The 18739-nt window shown below is 67.6% G+C and carries 17 protein-coding genes; 8 read left to right on the top strand and 9 right to left on the bottom strand.

Translation table 11 applies throughout. The features are described 5' to 3' along the window. The first annotated feature begins 145 nt into the window (after nucleotides 1–145). A complete protein-coding gene (locus F804_RS0102570; RefSeq protein WP_022706182.1) occupies nucleotides 146–1321 on the top strand; it encodes an MFS transporter in 1176 nt (391 codons plus the stop codon). A 21-nt stretch (nucleotides 1322–1342) separates the two neighbouring features. Here F804_RS0102570 and F804_RS0102565 read toward each other — a convergent pair whose 3' ends face one another. Together F804_RS0102565 and F804_RS0102560 are read right to left on the bottom strand one after the other, a co-directional pair. Beyond that, on the bottom strand, nucleotides 1343–2668 hold the full coding sequence (locus F804_RS0102565; protein ID WP_022706181.1) for an esterase-like activity of phytase family protein: 1326 nt from the start codon (nucleotides 2666–2668) through the stop codon (nucleotides 1343–1345). Between the two features lie 89 nt (nucleotides 2669–2757). Further along, the gene (locus F804_RS0102560) at nucleotides 2758–3789 is read right to left on the bottom strand and encodes a tartrate dehydrogenase (protein ID WP_022706180.1); all 1032 of its coding nucleotides are present in this window, start codon (nucleotides 3787–3789) and stop codon (nucleotides 2758–2760) included. A 181-nt stretch (nucleotides 3790–3970) separates the two neighbouring features. Between F804_RS0102560 and F804_RS0102555 the strand changes: the two genes are divergently transcribed. Continuing rightward, nucleotides 3971–5356 (top strand): NAD-dependent succinate-semialdehyde dehydrogenase, encoded by a 1386-nt coding sequence (locus F804_RS0102555; protein ID WP_022706179.1) that lies wholly within the window; start codon nucleotides 3971–3973, stop codon nucleotides 5354–5356. Nucleotides 5357–5413: 57 nt separating this feature from the next. Here F804_RS0102555 and F804_RS0102550 read toward each other — a convergent pair whose 3' ends face one another. From F804_RS0102550 to F804_RS15415, 3 genes are all read right to left on the bottom strand, one after another. Then, nucleotides 5414–6703 carry an O-acetylhomoserine aminocarboxypropyltransferase/cysteine synthase family protein gene (locus F804_RS0102550; RefSeq protein ID WP_022706178.1) on the bottom strand — a complete coding sequence of 430 codons (1290 nt, stop codon included), beginning with the start codon at nucleotides 6701–6703 and terminating at the stop codon, nucleotides 5414–5416. Between the two features lie 75 nt (nucleotides 6704–6778). Then, nucleotides 6779–7468, bottom strand: a complete 690-nt coding sequence (locus F804_RS0102545) for a FadR/GntR family transcriptional regulator (protein WP_022706177.1) — start codon at nucleotides 7466–7468, stop codon at nucleotides 6779–6781. Continuing rightward, nucleotides 7465–8472 (bottom strand): Gfo/Idh/MocA family protein, encoded by a 1008-nt coding sequence (locus tag F804_RS15415; RefSeq protein ID WP_022706176.1) that lies wholly within the window; start codon nucleotides 8470–8472, stop codon nucleotides 7465–7467. Before F804_RS15415 ends, F804_RS0102545 begins: the two co-directional genes overlap by 4 nt. A 118-nt stretch (nucleotides 8473–8590) precedes the next feature. On the opposite strand from F804_RS15415, the gene F804_RS0102535 reads away from it, so the two are divergent. The 4 genes from F804_RS0102535 to F804_RS0102520 are packed head-to-tail and all read left to right on the top strand — an operon-like array spanning nucleotide 8591 to nucleotide 12169. Beyond that, nucleotides 8591–9637 (top strand): tripartite tricarboxylate transporter substrate binding protein, encoded by a 1047-nt coding sequence (locus F804_RS0102535; protein ID WP_022706175.1) that lies wholly within the window; start codon nucleotides 8591–8593, stop codon nucleotides 9635–9637. A gap of 52 nt (nucleotides 9638–9689) precedes the next feature. After that, nucleotides 9690–10166 carry a tripartite tricarboxylate transporter TctB family protein gene (locus F804_RS0102530; protein WP_022706174.1) on the top strand — a complete coding sequence of 159 codons (477 nt, stop codon included), beginning with the start codon at nucleotides 9690–9692 and terminating at the stop codon, nucleotides 10164–10166. Between the two features lie 7 nt (nucleotides 10167–10173). Further along, entirely contained in the window at nucleotides 10174–11706 is a 1533-nt protein-coding gene (locus tag F804_RS0102525) for a tripartite tricarboxylate transporter permease (protein ID WP_028725531.1), read from the top strand. 13 nt (nucleotides 11707–11719) lie between these two features. Further along, a complete protein-coding gene (locus F804_RS0102520; RefSeq protein WP_022706172.1) occupies nucleotides 11720–12169 on the top strand; it encodes a YaiI/YqxD family protein in 450 nt (149 codons plus the stop codon). A gap of 59 nt (nucleotides 12170–12228) precedes the next feature. Here the strand turns inward: F804_RS0102520 and argE are convergent, their stop codons facing one another. The 4 genes from argE to F804_RS0102500 all read right to left on the bottom strand — a co-directional run bounded on the left by argE (nucleotide 12229) and on the right by F804_RS0102500 (nucleotide 16443). Continuing rightward, nucleotides 12229–13419, bottom strand: coding sequence for an acetylornithine deacetylase (gene argE, locus F804_RS0102515; RefSeq protein ID WP_022706171.1), 1191 nt, complete (start codon nucleotides 13417–13419; stop codon nucleotides 12229–12231). Next, entirely contained in the window at nucleotides 13416–14906 is a 1491-nt protein-coding gene (locus F804_RS0102510; RefSeq protein WP_022706170.1) for a tripartite tricarboxylate transporter permease, read from the bottom strand. The genes argE and F804_RS0102510 overlap by 4 nt, the downstream gene beginning before the upstream one ends. Before the next feature lie 13 nt (nucleotides 14907–14919). Next, nucleotides 14920–15408, bottom strand: coding sequence for a tripartite tricarboxylate transporter TctB family protein (locus F804_RS0102505; RefSeq protein ID WP_022706169.1), 489 nt, complete (start codon nucleotides 15406–15408; stop codon nucleotides 14920–14922). A 63-nt stretch (nucleotides 15409–15471) separates the two neighbouring features. Continuing rightward, the gene (locus F804_RS0102500) at nucleotides 15472–16443 is read right to left on the bottom strand and encodes a Bug family tripartite tricarboxylate transporter substrate binding protein (protein WP_022706168.1); all 972 of its coding nucleotides are present in this window, start codon (nucleotides 16441–16443) and stop codon (nucleotides 15472–15474) included. A 121-nt stretch (nucleotides 16444–16564) separates the two neighbouring features. On the opposite strand from F804_RS0102500, the gene F804_RS0102495 reads away from it, so the two are divergent. Both F804_RS0102495 and F804_RS0102490 read left to right on the top strand, forming a co-directional pair. After that, entirely contained in the window at nucleotides 16565–17473 is a 909-nt protein-coding gene (locus F804_RS0102495) for a LysR family transcriptional regulator (protein ID WP_022706167.1), read from the top strand. 162 nt (nucleotides 17474–17635) lie between these two features. Further along, complete coding sequence (locus F804_RS0102490; RefSeq protein ID WP_245540300.1) at nucleotides 17636–18700, top strand: DUF475 domain-containing protein; 1065 nt, start codon at nucleotides 17636–17638, stop codon at nucleotides 18698–18700. The last annotated feature ends 39 nt before the right edge of the window (nucleotides 18701–18739 follow it).

Genomic DNA, 18739 nt, shown 5'->3' with positions numbered 1-18739 from the left:
TGAGACCGGAACGGGCCGCCCATCGCGGGCGGCCCTTCCTTATTCGTGCGCCCCGCGCAACGACCCTTTCCACAACTGTCGGTTCACGCAAAGCGCCCGCGCGTCCATCTGTTCGCCAGTCAATTCGAACGGATGGAGTGATCCAATGCCTCTTGCCCTTTGGGCGCTGACCATCAGCGCCTTCGCCGTCGGCACCACGGAATTCGTGATCGTCGGCCTGATCCCCACCATCGCCGCCGATCTTGGCGTCTCGCTGCCTTCGGCGGGGTTGCTGGTCAGCCTGTACGCGCTTGGCGTGACGATCGGGGCGCCCGTCCTGACCGCGCTGGCGGGACGGATGCCGCGCAAGCGGCTGCTGCTGTCGCTGCTGGTCCTGTTCATCGCGGGCAATGCCTTCGCGGCCTTCGCCCCGTCCTACGAGGCGCTGATCGCCGCGCGCTTTGCCACGGGGCTTGCCCATGGCGTGTTCTTCGCCATCGCCTCGACCATCGCGACCGACCTCGTAGACCGCGAGCGTGAAAGCTCGGCCATCGCGCTGGTGTTCCTGGGCCTGACCGTCGCGCTGGTCACGGGCGTCCCGCTCGGGACCTGGATCGGGCAGGCATTCGGCTGGCAATCGACCTTCCTGGGCGTCGTGGCGCTTGGCATCGTTGGGCTGATCGCGTCGGCGGTGCTGGTTCCGTCGAACCTGCGCCAGGCCAGCGCGCCGGGCCTGCGGGCGCAGGCGCGGGTGCTGACCTCGGGGCGGCTGCTGTTGGTCTATGCGATCACGGCTGTCGGCTATGGCGGCAACTTCGTGGCCTTCACCTATCTTGCGCCGATGCTGAACGAGGTGACGGGCCTTGGCGCAGGGGCGGTCAGCATCGTGATCCTGGTCTATGGCGCGTCGGTCGCCGCGGGCAACATCATCGGCGGCAAGCTGGCCGACCGGATGGGTCCGGTGCCCGCGCTGACCGTGATCTTCGGCGGTCTGGCCGTGATGCTGGCGGCGCTTGGCGTGGCGCTGCCCTCGCCCGTGGCGGCCATCGCGGTCGTGGCCCTGTGGGGCGGCTTCGCCTTCGCCAACGTGCCGCCGCTGCAATCCTATGTCGTGCAGATCGCCCGGGAGGTCAGCCCGGACGCGGTCGATGTCGCCTCGGGGCTGAACATCGGCGCTTTCAACCTGGGGATCGCGCTTGGGGCATGGATCGGCGGGATGGTCGTGCAGGGGATGGGGCTGACCGCCGCACCCTTCATCGGCGCGGCGATCGTGGCCGGTGGCATCGTGCTGGTCCGCCTGTCGGGCCGCGCCGATCGCCATGTCGGGGCCGTCACCGCGTGACGACCCCCCTGGGCGCGGGCCTTATTCGGCCCGCGCCTTCAGGAAGTCAGGGACCTCCAGCAGGATCAGCTCGTTGTCGTCCTGCGTGTTCATGTCCCGCCCCATCGAGAAGGGATAGTTGTTGTCGTTGCCCACGATGATGTGGCTGTCATCGACGATGTCTACGTCCTCGATCGTGACGAAGGGGAAGGCGAAGCGCCCGTCATCGCGCTTGCCCTGGCGGGCGATGCCATCGGGATCCGCCATGTCCAGCAGGTCGATATGGGCGACCTTGTGGACCGGCTCGCCTGCCCCCACGCCCGCCATGTCGATCATGTAGACGCGCTTGAAGCGGGCGGGATTGTCGAAGCAGCCTTCGGTCGCCTCGCCCTCGCAGGCCAGTTCGGCGTCGCCCTGACCGCCGTCGCGTTCGATCACCAGGCCGCGGGTCTCGTCGATCATGTTGAAATCGCCGATGGCGTGGTTATCCGCCTCGAGCGGATAGAGCCAGGAATTCCCGGTCCATTCGCGGCTGTCGGCCTTCATTTCCAGGATGCGCAGCGCGGTGCGGCCATCCTCGACCGTTTCCCACGCGCCGTCGCGCCACAGCGGCCCTTCCAGCATCGGATAGAGCAGCTGCCCGTCCACCGAACCCGCGAACCCCTCGAACCCGCGCGACCGCTTGGCGTCGTATTCGGGCGCATCCGCGCCAGGATCGGGCAGCTGGATGAAGGGGTTGTCGGGCGACATCACGGTGCGGCCGTCCACGACCGTCTCGTGAAACTCGACGATGCGGCCGGTCTCGCGGTCAGCCACGATGACGAAGGGGCCGAATTCCTCGCCGATGACGATGTGGTCGCCCACCAGCTGGAACCCTTCGAGGTCCAGATCCGCGCCCGTCAGATAGCGCGTGTCGGTGGCCTCGGTCACGATGGGGAAGGGGATCACGCGATCGGGGTCGTTCAGGAACACCGTGCGATCGACCGCGACCGTGCCCGCGTCGAAATCGGGCGTCACGACCGAGAAGAACAGCATCGCGTCGGGCGAGTTGCGCTTGGTCCCGAAGCCGTTGTCGGTCAACACGACATAGCTGCCGTCGCCCACGGCCTTGATGCCGGAAAAGCCCTGCAGCGGCTGGCCCGCCAGCGGCATCGCGGGGCCGTCACCCGGTTCCGACAGGTCGCGGCGGTTGCCCTTGCCGGTGAAGCGCCCCGAGGCGCGCAGCGATGCCGGCGCATCCTCGGGGGCGTCCAGAAGCGTGTCGGCGGGCAGGATGGCGTGGCCTTTCAGCACCGCCTCGAAGCGGGGGGCGTCTGCATGGGCGGCGGCGGTGGTGGCCAGAAGGGCTGCAAGGATGGTGCGGGTCATCGGATACCTTTGGTCAAGTGTCTGACCACGGCTCCTAATTTCGCCGGATGACAGGCGGGTGGCGGGACCGTGAATGTCCCGCGACAGTTTCAGCCCAGATGGCCCAGCACCGCATCGGTGATCGCGTCGGTCGTGTCGCGGCCCGGCACGGTGCCGATGCCCTGCGCGGTCGCGGCCTCCATCGCGGCCATGATGCGGGCGGCGGGTTCGGACTGGCCCAGGTGGTCCAGCATCATCGCCGCCGACCAGAAGGCCGCCATCGGGTTGGCGATCCCCTTGTCCGCGATGTCGGGGGCCGATCCGTGGACGGGCTCGAACATCGAGGGCGCGCTGCGGTCGGGGTTGATATTGGCCGATGCCGCGAAGCCCAGGCCCCCCTGGATCGCCGCGCCCAGGTCGGTCAGGATGTCGCCGAACAGGTTCGAGGCGACCACCACGTCAAGGCTGTCGGGATCCATCACCATCCGCGCGCACATCGCGTCGATATGATAGCGGCCGACCTCGACCTCGGGATATTCGGCGGCCAGCCTGTCGGTCATCTCGTCCCAGAAGACCATGCTGTGGCGCTGCGCGTTGGATTTCGTCACCGATGCCAGCTTGCGGCGGCGGGTCATCGCCTGCTCGAACGCGAAGCGCAGGATGCGCTCCACCCCGGTGCGCGTGAAGATCGAGGTCTCGACCGCGACCTCGTCATCGGTGCCCTGGTGGACGCGGCCGCCCGCGCCGGAATACTCGCCCTCGGTATTCTCGCGGATGCACAGGATGTCGAAGCCGGTCTTGCGCAGCGGGCCCTCGACGCCGGGCAGCAGGCGGTGCGGGCGGATATTGGCATATTGCACGAAGGCCTTGCGGATCGGCAGCAGCAGCCCGTGCAGCGACACGCTGTCGGGCACGCGCGCGGGCCAGCCGACCGCGCCGAGGAAGATCGCGTCGAAGCCGCGCAGCGTCTCGATCCCGTCGGCGGGCATCATGTGCCCATGTTCCAGGTAGTAGTCGCAGGACCAGGGGAAGGTCTGCGTCTCGACCGATGCGCCGCTGGCCGCGACGACGCGCATGGCCGCCTGCGTGACCGGGACGCCGATGCCGTCACCGGGGATGAGTGCGATGCGCTGCATGGACATAGGGAACCTCGTGATCTTGTGGCGTGACGCCTGAATGGCGCAGCGCTGCCGCAGGGTAAAGCGGATTTTGCAGGACGTGCAGGTCGGGTTCCCGAAGGCCGCTCAATAAATCGTGCGGGGCGCGGGCAGGAACGGGGCCGGGGAAATCGTCGTTCTTGGTGCAGCACGAAAGGAGACATCCATGTCGACGATCACCACCGTCAATCCGACCACCGGCAAGGAAATCAAATCCTATGACAAGATGTCCGAGGCGCAGGCCTTCGATGTCGTCGAGGCAAGCCACGATGCCTTTCTGGACTGGTCGCAGAAGACCCACGAGGAACGCGCGCCGTTCCTGAAGGACATCGCCGCCAAGCTGCGCGAGAACAAGGAAGAGCTGGCCCGCCTGATGACCGACGAGGTCGGCAAGCTGCTGGACGACGCGCGGCAAGAGGTCGAGATCTGCGCCGCGATCTTCGAATACACCGCCGAGCAGGGCCCGAAGGCGCTGGCCGACGAGGAACGGACCTATGGCGACGGCAACCGCGGGATCGTCACCTATCAGCCGATCGGCGTGATCTATTCGGTGCAGCCTTGGAACTTCCCGCTGTACCAGCCCGTGCGCGTGCTGGCGGCGGCGCTGATGGCGGGCAATGGCTGCGTGCTGAAACATGCCTCGATCTGCACCGGCAGCGGGCTGCGCCTGCGCGAGCTGTGCGAGGAAGCCGGCCTGCCCAAGGGCCTGTTCGGCGTCGTGCTGATCGGCCATGACGTGTCCGACAAGATCATCGCGCATGACATGGTGCGCGGCGTCACCATGACCGGCTCGGACAAGGCCGGCCAGCATATCGGCGAGAAGGCGGCCTCGGCGCTGAAGAAATCGGTGCTGGAGCTGGGCTCGAACGACGCCTACCTGGTGCTGGAAGACGCGGATATCGACCTTGCGGTCAAGACCTCGGTCATGGGGCGGCTGTACAATAACGGCCAGACCTGCGTGAACGCCAAGCGCTTCATCGTCACCGACAAGGTCTATGACCGGTTCGTCGCGGCTTTCGTCGAACAGATGGACAAGATCAAGGTCGGCGACCCGAGCGATGACGACACCCAGCTTGGCCCGCTGAGCAGCGTCGATCAGCGCGACACGATCCACGACCAGTTGCAGGACAGCGTGAAGAACGGCGCGAAAATCCTTTGTGGCGGCAAGAAGCCCGAAGGTCCGGGCGCCTTCTATCCGGCGACGGTTCTGGGCGACGTGAAGCCCGGCATGCCCGCCTATGACGACGAGATCTTCGGCCCCATCGCCGCAGTCATCCGCGCCAAGGACGACGAGGACGCGATGCGCATCGCCAATGACAGCCGCTATGGCCTTGGCGGGGGCATCTTCTCGCAGGACGAGGAGAAGGCCGTGCGCCTTGCCCGCAAGCATTTCGACACGGGCATGGTGCGCATCAACTCGTTCGGGGCGGCCGATCCGAACATGCCCTTCGGCGGCGTCAAGAATTCCGGCTATGGCCGTGAGCATGGCGGCTTCGGCATGCATGAATTCGTGAACGCGAAGGCCGTGTTCCTGCCGCCCAAGGCTGCCTGAGCCGGTCCCCTTTGAACGAAGGACGCCCCCGACCGTGACGGCCGGGGGCGTTTTGCATCAGGCGGTGGCCTTGGTCAGACCCTGGTCCAGATCCGCGATGATGTCCTCCACGTTCTCGATCCCGATCGAGATGCGCACCACGTTCGGCGCGGCCCCTGCGGCGATCTGCTGATCTTCCTCGAGCTGGCGGTGCGTGGTCGAGGCGGGGTGGATGATCAGGCTGCGCGTGTCGCCAAGATTGGCGACATGGCTGAACAGCTCGAGGCTGTCGACCAGCTTGACGCAGGCGTCATAGCCGCCCTTGACCGCCACCGTGAACAGCGCACCCGCGCCCTTGGGCACGATCCGCTGCGCACGCTCGGCCCAAGGCGACGAGGCGAGGCCCGCATAAGTCACGCCCTCGATCCGGGGGTCCTTTTCCAGCCATTCCGCGACGGCCTTGGCGTTCGCCACATGGCGTTCCATCCGCAGGCCAAGCGTCTCGATCCCCATCAGCGTGTAATGCGCGCCCTGCGGGTTCATCGTCATGCCCAGGTCGCGCAGGCCCACCGCGATGGAATGGAAGGTGAAGGCCATCGGCCCCAACGCGCCGTGGAAGTTCAGCCCGTGATAGGCCGGTTCCGGCTGCGACAGCGACGGGAACTTGTCCGAGGCCGACCAGTCGAACTTGCCGCTGTCCACCACGATGCCGCCGGTGACGGTGCCGTTGCCGGTCATGTATTTCGTCGCCGAATGCACCACCAGCGTCGCGCCGTGGTCGATCGGACGGCAGAGGTACGGCGTCGCCGTGGTGTTGTCCACGATCAGCGGGATGCCCGCCTCGTCCGCGATGGCGGCCATCGCGTCCAGATCGGTGACATAGCCGCCGGGATTGGCGATCGTCTCGCAGAACAGGGCGCGCGTGTCCTCGTCGATGGCGGCGCGGACGGCGTCCAGATCGTCGGTATCGACGAACTTGGCCGACCAGCCGAAGCGGCGGATCGTCTGGCTGAACTGCGTGATCGTCCCGCCATAGAGCCGCGACGACGAGACCACGTTCCGCCCCGGCCCCATCAGCGGGAACAGCGCCATGATCTGCGCGGCATGGCCCGACGAGCAGCCGATCCCGCCCGCGGCCCCCTCCAGCGCGGCGACCCGCGCGGCCAGCGCACTGACCGTCGGGTTGGTCAGGCGAGAGTAGATATAGCCCACCTCTTCGAGGTTGAAGAGCCGCGCCGCATGTTCCGCATCGCGAAAGACATAGGACGTGGACTGGTAGATCGGCACCTGCCGCGCGCCCGTCGCGGGGTCCGGCTCGGCCCCTGCATGGACGGCCAGCGTGTCGAAGCCCCTGGTGTTTCCGGTCATGATTTCCCCCTTCCCGTGTTCGGGCCGAAGGTTAAGCGCAGCCCGCCCTTCGCTGCAATCGTGGAAATGGCAGGCTCAGGTCTGACCCTCGAACATGCGGTCGCGTGCGGCGGTGATGTGATGGCGCATCGCCTGCGTCGCGGCGGCGGCATCCTGCGCGCGGATCGCGTCGATGACCGCGCGATGTTCCGATTGCACCAGCGCCTGCCGTTCGGGAACGTCCAGCAGCGTCAGCGACCGCGACAGCGTCATCCCGAACTGGATCTGGGCGGTCAGCTGCGCGATCACGGCGGGATAGAACGGGTTCTTCGCGGCCTTCGCGATGGCCATGTGCAGTGCCTGGTCCGCATCGACCCCGACGATCTGCTGGACATAGGTCCTGTCCAGCGCCTCGTAGGCGCGTTCCAGCACGGCCAGGTCGGCATCGTCGCGCCGCAACGCGGCCCAGCCCGCCGCGGCCCCCTCCAGGTCCACGCGGAACTCGTAGCAGCGCTGGATGTCCGTGATGGACCCGAGCGGCACCAGGTCGCCCACACGCGGATCGGGCCTGCGGGTGACATAGTTGCCGGACCCGCGCCTTGCGGTGACGATCCCGTCGTCGCGCAGGCGGGCAAGCGCGTCGCGCAGCACGGGGCGCGACACGCCGAAGCTGGCGGACAGGCTCTGTTCCGAGGGGAGGCGTCCGTTCAGCGGAAACTCGTCCGACATGATGCGTTGCAGCAGCCGGTCATAGACCTGATCGGCAAGCGAGGGGGCTTCGGTCATGGCGCCCCTTCGATCGGGACGCCCGCCGCGCGATAGACGGATTCCATCAGACGCAGCGTGCGCAGGTTGTCCAGCCGGTCGGTGCGGAAGGGCCGCGACTGCCGGATGCCCTCGACGAAATCGGTCACCGCGCCGGTGAAGCAGGCCTGGTAATTCGCGGTCAGGTCGTGCAGCGACGGGTTCTCGGGGTCGGACAGCAGCGTGATCCGGTCGCGGTCGTAGATCAGCGTATCGGTCTCGCCCAGCAGTTCCAGCCGGTCGGTCGGCAGCGGCGGATGCCCGGGGGCCGAGATGTTGGCGTCGATCTGGATCAGCGCGCCCGTGTCGGATTCCAGCTGGATCAGCGCCACGTCCTCGCCGCTCAGCGCGGGGTTCATGCGGTCCAGCCGCGCCGAGACGACCCGCATCTCGCCGATGATCGCCCGCAGCGCGTCCAGATGGTGGATCAGCACCTCGAAGACCAGCAGGCGCGGGAACTTCGCCAGATAGGGTTGGCGCCCCAGAAGGAAGGGCGTCCGCCCCGCGTAATCCAGCAGCGACGAGGACCGGACCGTCAGCCGCGCGTGGCGCAGCCGGCCGACCTGCCCATCGGCCACGCGGCGGGCCAGTTCGGCGTAATGCGGGCGGAAGCGGTAATTCTCGTGGACCATGAAGCGCACGCGGTCCCCGATATCGGCGATCAGCGCCTCGGCCTCGGCGACGGTGGGGGTCATGGGCTTCTGGCACATGACGTGAAGGCCCGCATCGGCGGCCTTGCGGACAAGGTCGGCATGGGTGCCGACGGGGGTGATGATGTCGACCGCATCCGCCCGGACCCGGGCCAGCATGTCGTCCATGTCGTCGAAAACCTGCGCGATGCCGAACCTGTCGGCCTGCGCCGCCGCGCGGTCGCGGTCGGGGTCGCAGATCGCGACAAGGCGCACGTTTCCCTGCGCCTGCCATCCCTTCAGGTGGAATTCGCTGATTGCGCCCGCACCCACGATCGCCACGTCCATCGGCTGCATTCGGTTCCTCCGTCCCGGTCTGCGAGGACGATTATCCGCTTCGGACAGATTTTACAACTATTGACCGATTTGGGCATCGCGGTTACCAATTGTCCCCGAGGAGGATCGGCCAGGCTGCATGCCCGGCCAGTGCCCGGTTCCGGGCGTCATCATCTGGGAGGAAACGATGACCGACTTCACCAATTCGACCCGCCGCGGACTGCTGCGGGGTGCCGCGGCGCTTGCGGGTGCAAGCCTGCTGCCGCAACTGGCATGGGCCGCGGATTACCCGTCGCGCCCGCTGACCATGATCGTGCCCTGGGGCGCGGGCGGCGGCACCGATGCGACCGCGCGCATGATCTCGGCGCTGCTGGAACGCAAGCTGGGCCAGCCCGTCAACGTCGTGAACCGCACGGGCGGCGCGGGCGTGGTCGGCCATTCGGCCATCGCGACCGCTCCGGCGGACGGCTATACTTTGGGCGTCGTCACGGTCGAGATCGCGATGATGCACCACATGGGCCTGACCGAGCTTACCTCGGCGGATTACACGCCGCTTGGGCTGATGAACGCCGACAGCCCGGCGGTCACCGTGTCCAGCGATGCGGGCTTTGCCGATATCGGCGCCCTGACCGAGGCGGTGAAGGCGTCCGAGCCCGGCACCTTCAAGGCGTCCGGCACGGGTCAGGGGGGCATCTGGCACCTGGCGCTGGTCGGCTGGCTGAAAAGCCTGGGCCTTGCCGCCGATCACGTGACCTGGGTGCCGTCCGAAGGCTCGGCCCCGGCGATGCAGGACCTGATCGCGGGCGGGATCGACATCGTGACGGTGTCGCTGGCGGAAACCAAGGCGATGGTCGATGCGGGCCGCGCCGTGAACCTGGCATTGATGAGCACCGAGCGTGCGTCCAGCCATCCCGACCTGCCCACCCTGACCGAGGGCGGCGGCAGCAACTTCGCGCTGGCCACATGGCGCGGCATCGCGGGTCCCCGCGACCTGCCCCCCGAGATCGGGTCCACCATCGCCACCGCCCTCTCCGAGATCGCGGTCGATCCCGAGTTCACCGAGTTCATGGCCAGCCGCGGCTTCAACATATCCTATCTGGAGCCCGAGGCCCATGGGCAGATGATGCAGGATGCCGACGCGCAGATGGCGGATGCCATGACCGCCGCCGGCCTGATCCAGGGCTGAGCCGAAGGGCGGGCGCAATGCCCGCCCCATTTCACCCAACGAGGGGGACGACATGAAACTCACCGACGCGCTGTCGGGGGTGGCGCTGATCCTGCTGGGGCTGTTCATGCTGTGGCAGGCGGCGCAATTTCCCGTGTTCGCGGGCCAGCCCTACGGGGCGGCGCTGCTGCCGCGCATTCTGGCCGCGGGCTTCGTGATCGGCGGCGCGCTGCTGGTCCTGCGCGACATCGCCGCGCGCAGGCTGGCGGGCGGGCCGATCGTGGCCTTCGCGGACGAATTGCGGCGTCCCGCGGGCTGGGCCGCGATGGCCGCCGTGCTGGGCAACGTGCTGGCGCAGGTGCTGCTGGGACCGCATCTGGGCTATCTTCCGGTCTCGGTCGCGGGGCTTCTGGTGCTGTTCCTCGTGCTGCGGCTGCCGCTTCTGAAGGCGGCGGGGCTGGCGGTCGGGACGACGGCGCTGTGCTGGTGGCTGTTCGCGGTGCTGCTGCGCGTGCCGCTGCCGCGCGGGTTGCTGGAAGGGATCGTCTGAGATGCCCATGACCGACATTCTTCTGCAGGCGCTGATGCTGGTCGCCGATCCGCGCGTGCTGATCACGGCGCTGCTGGCCGGGACCTTCGGCATGTTCGTCGGCGCCATGCCGGGGCTGACCGCCACGATGGCGACAGCGCTGCTGGTCCCCATGACCTTCTTCATGGACCCGATCCCCGCGCTGGCCGCGATCGTGTCGGCCAGCGGCATGGCGATCTTCGCGGGCGACATTCCGGGCGCGCTGCTGCGCATTCCGGGCACGCCCGCCTCGGCCGCCTATGTCGAGGACAGTCACCGGCTGGCGATGAAGGGCAAGCTGAACCTCGCGCTTGGGACGAACCTGCTGGTCAGCTGCATCGGCGGGCTGTTCGGCGTGGCCGTGCTGATCGCCGCCGCCCCCATGCTGGCCGAGTTCGCGCTGCGCTTCACCTCCTACGAATATTTCTGGCTGGCCGCACTGGGCCTGTCCTGCGCGATCTTCATCGCCTCGGCCGACCCGCTGAAGGCGGGAGTTGCGCTGCTGATCGGGCTGGCGATGGCGACGGTCGGGCTTGACCCCACGACGGGGGTGCCGCGCTTCACCATGGGCCAGGTGGACCTGATGGCGGGGGTCGAGTTCATCCCCGCCATGATCGGTCTTTTCGCGCTGGCCGAGGTGATGCGTGGCGTGATCCGGCTGAACCACGGCAGCCGGCCCCCCGCCATGCCGCGCGGCGACGGGGCGCTGTTCAAGGGCGTCGGTGGCGTCATCCGCCGTCATCCGGGCAATATCGCGCGCGGATCGCTGCTGGGGGCGCTGATCGGCGCGCTGCCGGGGGCCGGGGCCGATATCGCGGCCTGGATGTCCTATGCCGTGTCCAAGCGTTTCTCGAAGACGCCCGAAGCCTATGGCACCGGCCATGTCGAGGGGCTGGTCGATGCCTCGGCCGCCAACAACTCGGCCGTGGGCGGGGCGTGGATCCCGGCGCTGGTCTTCGGCATCCCCGGCGACAGCGTGACGGCCATCGTGATCGGCGTGCTGTACATGAAGGGGATGAACCCCGGCCCGACCGTGTTCATCCAGAACCCGCAGCTGATCTATGCGGTGTTCATGATCTTCATCCTGACGACGCTGATGATGGTCCCGCTTGGCTGGGTGGCGGTCAAGGCCGCGCGACAGGTGCTGCGCGTGCCGCCGCGTGTGCTGCTGCCCGTGGTTCTCAGCTTCTGCATCGTGGGGGCGTTCGCGATGACCAATTCGGTCTTCGGGATCGTGGTGATGCTTGCGCTCGGGGTGCTGGGCTGGCTGCTGGAGGAGAACGGCTTTCCCGTCGCGCCGATCATCCTGGGCCTGGTCCTGGGCGGCATGTTCGAGAGGATGTTCATGACCTCGATGATCAAGTCCGGCGGCGATCTGGGCGCGTTCTTCGACAGGCCCATCGCGGCCACGTTGGGGGTGGCGGTGCTGCTGATCTGGGGGCTGGCGATCCTGGGCGCGGTCAGGCGGATGCTTGCCCCGGCGGGGCGTCCGTTGCAGAAGGCGGGCCACAGCAAGAACTGAAGGCCCGCGCCCCATGACCATCTTCGTCGATGCCGATGCCTGCCCCGTCAAGTCCGAGGTCGAGCGTGTCGGCACCCGCCACCGCGTCCAGATGGTCGTCGTGTCGAACGGGGGCATCCGCCCATCTCAGAACCCGCTGGTGCGGATGGTCGTGGTGCCCGAAGGCCCGGACGAGGCCGACAAGTGGATCGCCGAACAGGCGGGGCCGGGGGACGTGGTGGTGACCGCCGACATCCCCCTTGCCGCCCGCTGCGTCGAGGCCGGCGCCCGCGTCCTGCGCCATGACGGCGAGGAGCTGGGCCCGAACAATATCGGCAGCGTGCTGGCCATGCGCGACCTGATGACCGACCTGCGATCCGCCGATCCCTTCATGCAGGGGCGGGGGCGCGGCTTCACCAAGGCCGACCGCTCGCGGTTCCTTGACGGGCTGGAACGCGTCCTGCGGGCCGTGGCGAAAAAATGAGGGACCGGCGCCGGGGTAGCGCCGGTCCCTTTTTCCCGTGAGTGGGATCACGGAACCCGTCATCCGTCGCGCGACAGCCTGTCGATGATGCTGTCCAGAAACGCGTTGCACCGGTCCAGCTGGTCCAGCGCGACGAACTCGTTCGGCTTGTGCGCCTGGTCGATCGAGCCGGGGCCGACGATGACCGACGGGATCCCGCCAAGCGTCTCGAACACGCCGCCTTCCGACCCGAAGGACACCTTGCCGCCCCATTCGGGGAACAGGTCCGCATGGCGCGCGAAGGCATCGGTGCCGCGTGCCTCGCCCATGGCCGGATAGGCGAAGATCCGTTCGAAGACGATCCCCGCCCCTTCGGCCATCTGCGCCATCGGACGTCCGACACGTTCCTCGATCCGGGCCAGAAGCCCCGCCATGTCGCCTTCCGCATCCATCCCGCTGATCGAGCGCAGCTCGAACGTGAAGCTGCAGCTTTCGGGGGTGATGTTCGTGGCGACGCCGCCCTCGATCATGGTGACCAGCATGGTGGCATGGGGCACGGTGAAGTCGTGGTCGAACGGCCCGTTCTCGGCATATCCCCGCGCATGTTCGGCGATCATGTCGATGGCGCGGGCGGCATGTTCGATGGCGTTGACATGCCGGGGCGCGAAGGACGAATGCCCCGAAGTGCCGGTGACCCGTGCACGCATCGCGATCTTGCCCTTCTGGCCGGTCACCAGCCGCATCATCGAGGGTTCGCCGATGATGGCCAGTTCCGGCGGCACGGGCATCGCCGCAAGATGCCGCGCGATGGCGGGCGCGCCCAGGCAGCCGACTTCTTCGTCATGGCTGAAGCACAGGTGCACGGGCCGGGTCAGCTCGGCCTGCGCCAGCCTTGGCGCGACGGTCATCGCGCAGGCCGCGAAGCCCTTCATGTCGCAGGCCCCCCGACCGTAAAGCCGCCCGTCCGCGACCCGCGCCGAGAAGGGATCGCCCTGCCATTCGGGCTCGTTCGCGGGCACGACGTCGGTATGGCCCGACCAGACGATGCCGGCTGCATCCTCGGGGCCGAAGCTGGCGACCAGGTTCGCCTTCTGCCCGGTCGCGTCGGGCAGGATCGCGATCCGTGCGCCCAGGGCCCCCAGAAAGGCTGCCATGTGGTCGATCAGGTCGCGATTGCCGTTGCGCGATACCGTGTCGAAGCCGATCAGGTCGGCCAGGTGGCCGATCGTCCGGTCCAGATCGCTGCTTCGGTCTTGGGTGGGGGCGCTCATGATGCGAGGGCCTTTCTGTCGTTGTTCTTGCGGATCTCGCGGCGGATGGTGATGGCGATCACGAAGACGATCAGAGCGGCAAAGCCCCATGTGATCGGCGTCGAGACCAGCACCATCGGATCGCCGCGAGAGATTGCGATGGCGCGGCGCATGTTCTCTTCCAGCGTCGGGCCCAGGATGAAGGCGATCAGGAAGGGCGCGGTGGGGATGTTCAGCAGGAACATCGCGAAGCCGACCAGCCCCATGACCAGAAGCACCGCCACGTCGAACATGCTGGACGAGATGGCATAGATCCCGAACAGGCACAGCAGCAGGACCAGCGGCGTCAGCAGCGTCTGCGGAATGTGCGAGACATGCTGGAACATGCGCATCGTCGCCTTGCCCGCGAAGAACAGCAGCACCGACGATACCAGCATGCCGATCAGCAGCATGTAGATCTCGTGCAGGTTCGTCTGGAACAGCATCGGTCCGGGCGTCAGGCCCTGGATCATGAAGGCGCCCAGCATCACGCCGGTGATGACATCGCCCGGCACCCCAAGCGCCAGCAGCGGGATCATCGTCGCGCCGCATGCGCCGTTATTGGCGGATTCCGATGCGGCGATGCCCTCCAGCTCTCCGTTGCCGAAATTCTCGCCGTTGCGGCTGCTGCGCTGCGCCTCGCCATAGGAGAAGAACGCCGCCGCCGACGGCCCGATCCCCGGGATGGCCCCCAGCACCGACCCGATGGCCGAGCCCTTCAGGATCGAGCGGAGCGAGCCCATGAACTCGGCCCGCGTGACATGCTGCGCGCCAAGGGTGGCGGCCTCTTCGCGGGTATCGGCGCGCAGGACGATCAGCTTGATCAGCTCGGGCAGGGCGAACAGGCCGATCAGCACCGGCGCGATGGCAAGCCCCGCCTGCATGTCGGGCGTGAAGGCGAAGCGGAAGGACCCGTACATGTCCTCGCCCACGGTGGCCAGCAGCAGCCCGAACGCCGCCGAGACCAGCCCCAGCAGCAAAGAGTTGCCCGAGACGCCCGCCACCGTCGTCAGCGCGAACAGCATCAGCATGAAGAACTCGGGCGGGCCGATCTTCAGCGCCAGCATCGCCAGCGGCGCGGCGAAGAAGATCAGCGACAGGTTCGACACGAAATCCCCGATGACCGAGGAGTATAGCGCCATGTTCAGCGCCTTGCCGGCCTTGCCCTGCCGCGCCAGCGGATAGCCGTCCAGCGCGGTGCAGGCCGCCGATGCCGTGCCCGGCGTCTTGATCAGGATGGCCGAGACCGACCCCCCATATGTCGACCCCTTGTAGAGCGCGACCAGCAGCAGGATCGAGGGCACCGGGTCCATGTAGAAGGTGAAGGGCAGGGCCAGCGTCACGGCCATCGTCCCGGTCATGCCGGGAATGGCGCCGACGATGACGCCGCCCCAGATGCCCGCTGCCATGATCAGCAGGTTCTGGATCGTCGCGACGGCCTGGATCGCCGTCAGGATGTCATGGATCATATCGGTCCTTCCTTCAGAAGCCGAAGGGCTTGAACAGGCCCTGCGGGAACTGCGTTCCCAGGGCCGAGTGGAAGAAGATCGCCAGCGCCACCGGCCCGCCGATCGCCAGAAGCGCGATCCAGACATGGCGGCCGCGTTCGCCGGTCATCAGGATCATCGCCAGCGTCAGGGCCATGCCTGCCACGACAAAGCCCGCGACCGGCACCAGCGCCAGAAACGCCGCGAAGGCCGCGACGACGCCTGCCAGCCGCATCGCCATGCGAAGGGGGCTGCTGCCGTCGTGATCGACCGGCTCGGGGGGCGCGCGGCGCAAAAGTGCCGCGGCCAGGACCAGAAGGCCCAGGACCGCGCCCGCGATGGCGACGGTGCGCGGCCACATGTCGGGCGGGGGCGCGAAGCCGGGGATGAAGGCCGGGCGGGGGACGTGGATGGGGATCAGCAGAGCGGCTGTCACCGCGAAGAAGGCAGTGATCAGCAGCCCCCGCAGGACGGGCTTGGACATGGGATGCCTCTGGACGGGATGTGGACTGCGGCGCGGCCCCCTGCAGGGCCGCGCGCGGTTGCCTTACTGGGGCAGGTAGCCGAATTCGACGGCCATGTCGTGGAACAGGTCGTATTGCGACTGGGCGTAATCCGCCATCTCGACGGTGCCGATGGTCGAGATCGAGCCGCGACGGTCCGCCAGTTCCTGCCACTGATCGTTCTGGGCGACCTGGCCCAGCACGCCGTCCCATGTCTCGATCACCTCGGCGGGCAGGTCCTTGGGGCCGTAGAGCGCGCTCCAGCCCGCGATCTGGCCTGCCTTCTCGAAGCCCAGCTCGGACGCGGTGGCGACCTCGGGCAGGGCGTCCATGCGCTGCGGGGCGAAGACCATCAGCGGCTTCATGTCGCCGCTGGCGATATGCGGCATCAGCGACCCCGCGGCCATCGCCACGAAATCGACATGGCCGCCCAGCAGCGCCGTCGCCAGCGCGCCGCCGCCCTTGTAGGGGACCAGCGTCGCGGCGGTCAGCGGGTCGAGATCGCTGTCGGCCAGCAGGGCCTGCGTGGTAAAGCCGTCGATCGCCGTCGCGCCCGACGCGGCATAGGTCATCGCGCCGTTGCTGTCGCGAATGGCCGCGATCAGGTCGTCCACGCTGTCATAGGGGGCGTCGGCGCGCACCGCCAGGATCATCGGCGTGGCCTCGAGCGCGCCGAGGAAGGTATAGGCGTCGTGCGGCACCGCGTTGCCCGGCGTGACGGCAGGCGACAGCGCCATGCCGACCCGCGCCAGCAGCAGGGTATAGCCGTCGGCATCGGCCTCGGTCACGGAACGCGCGCCGTTCATGCCGCCAGCGCCCGGCTTGTTCATCACCGTGACCGGCTGGCCCAGATATTCCGGCGCGACCTCGGCCAGGGCGCGACCGGCAAGGTCGGATGCGCCGCCGGGGCCATAGGGCACGACCAGCGTGACCGCCTGATCGGGATAGGTGTCGGCGAATACGGGGCTTGCGGTTGCCATCGCGGCCAGTGCGACGGATCCGAGAATCTTCTTCATGGGGCTACCTCGCCTTGATTGATCCGTGTGGATCTTGTTGGACGGGGCCACCATCCACAGTATTCCGCAGCTGGCAAGAACGCGCTATCAGTATGCGAAACGTGCATACCGAGGGAACGCCATGAAGATCCGCGAACTGGAAGCCTTCGACGCCTTCATGCGGCTGGGCGGGGTCAAGCTGGCCGCCGAACATCTGGGCAGCAGCCAGCCCGTGATCAGCAGGTTGCTGATATCGCTGGAGGAAAAGCTTGGGTTCGAGCTGTTCCTGCGCAAGCGCAACCGCCTGTCCCCCACGCCCGAGGCGTTCCGTTTCCACCCCACGGTCGCGCGTCACCTTGCCGGCCTGCGGTCGCTGGAACAGGAGGCATATGCGATCGCCGCGGGGCAGGTCGGGCACCTGGTGATCGCCGCGCAGCCGATCTTCTGCGACACCTTCCTTCTGGACGCGCTTGGCCGTTTCCGCGTGACCCACCCCGAGGTGACCGTCCAGATCGTCGATGTCGGCATGGCCGAGATGCTGCGCATGATCAGCGAGGGGCGCTGCGACCTGGCCTTCGGGATCACCCTGAACGCCGAGGCCTTCGGCGGCACCTCTCGGACGCTGGCCGATTGCGAGGCGCGCTGCATCCTGCCCAAGGGGCACCCCCAGGGCGACCAGCCCGAGATCCCGCTGCCGCGCCTGCGCCACGAATGGTTCATCGACCTGGCGCAGGGCAGCCCGCTGCGCCAGCGCATCGACAACATGATGCAGACCATCGACGTCCATCGCGACATCGCGGCCGAGCTGCGCACGCTGCACGGCATCGTCAGCCTGGTCGAGCGCGGCGTGGGCGTGGCCATCGTCGATCCCGTCGCGCTGCGGCTGATCGACCCCGCCAAGGTCACCTCGCACCGCCTAGTCCCCGCCATCACCTGGGAGATCGCGGAATTCGCCCCTCGCGACCGCCCGCCCGGCATCGCGGCCCGCGCCTTTGCCGATGCAGTCCAGGCCGAGATCGATATCCTGAAGCATAGCGGCATCGTCACCTGATGCGGCCAGCTTGCGGAACGCGGCCCGCGCAGGCATAGTGACGAAAGGTCGCAGTGTCCCCTGCGGCCCATCTTGGGTGACCGGGCCCCTCTGGCGGATGTGGCGGCGCATTCCGTGATGTCGGCACCGATACGAGACACGCCGCACGGACAATTTCCGAAAATGACACAGGGAACAATCGACGTCCCCGGCCGCGCCATGGCGGGCTATTTCAAGTGGGCGTTCATCGTGACGGCGCTCGGGCTGGCGATGGGCGCGGTGCTGGGCTGGCAGATGACCGGCACCATCGGCGGGATGGCGGGCATCTTCTTCATCTGCACGGTGCTGGCCGTGCTGGAAATCTCGTTGTCCTTCGACAATGCCATCGTCAACGCGAACAAGCTGAAGACGATGACCCCCGAATGGCAGCGCCGCTTCCTGACCTGGGGCATCCTGATCGCGGTCTTCGGGATGCGCATCATCTTTCCGCTGCTGATCGTGGTGATCGCGGCGGGCATCGGGCCGTGGCAGGCGCTGGTGCTGGCCGCCAGCCAGCCCGCGGAATACGCGCGCATCATGCATGACGCGCATCTGCCCATCGCGGCCTTCGGCGGCACCTTCCTGATGATGGTCGGGCTGAGCTTCTTCTTCGACCATGAAAAGGACGTGCACTGGGTGCGCTGGCTGGAACGGCGCATGCAGGAATACGCCACCGTCCGCGGGATCGAGGTCGCCTTCGTGCTGGTCGTCATGCTGGGCTTCTCGCACCTGCTGGGTCCGGTCGAACGCGAGGTCTTCCTGCATTCCGCCATCTGGGGCCTGCTGACCTTCCTGCTGGTCGAGGTGCTGGGCGGCCTTCTGGACCGCAGCCAGGAGACGCTGAAGGCGGGTGCGCAGGGCGGCGTCGGCGCGTTCCTGTATCTCGAGGTGCTGGACGCGTCCTTCAGCTTCGACGGCGTGATCGGCGCCTTCGCCCTGTCGCAGAACCTGTTCATCATCGCCATCGGGCTGGGGATCGGCGCGATGTATGTGCGGTCCATGACCATCATGCTGGTCGAGAAGGGGACGCTGGCCGAATACCGGTACCTCGAACACGGGGCCTTCTGGGCGATCATCGCGCTGTCGGTCATCATGTATGCGCAGGCGCTGGTGCACATCCCCGAGGTCATCACCGGCCTTGGCGGCGCGGCGCTGATCGGGCTGTCCTTCTGGGCATCGGTCCGGCACAACAGGGCAGCCGCCCGATGAAACTGCGCCGGGCGGAACATCGGGTTGCGCCCGGCGCCC

This window comes from Paracoccus zeaxanthinifaciens ATCC 21588, from assembly GCF_000420145.1.
GTDB classification, from domain to species: Bacteria; Pseudomonadota; Alphaproteobacteria; order Rhodobacterales; family Rhodobacteraceae; genus Paracoccus; species Paracoccus zeaxanthinifaciens.
This window is presented reverse-complemented; position numbering and strand designations above follow the sequence as displayed.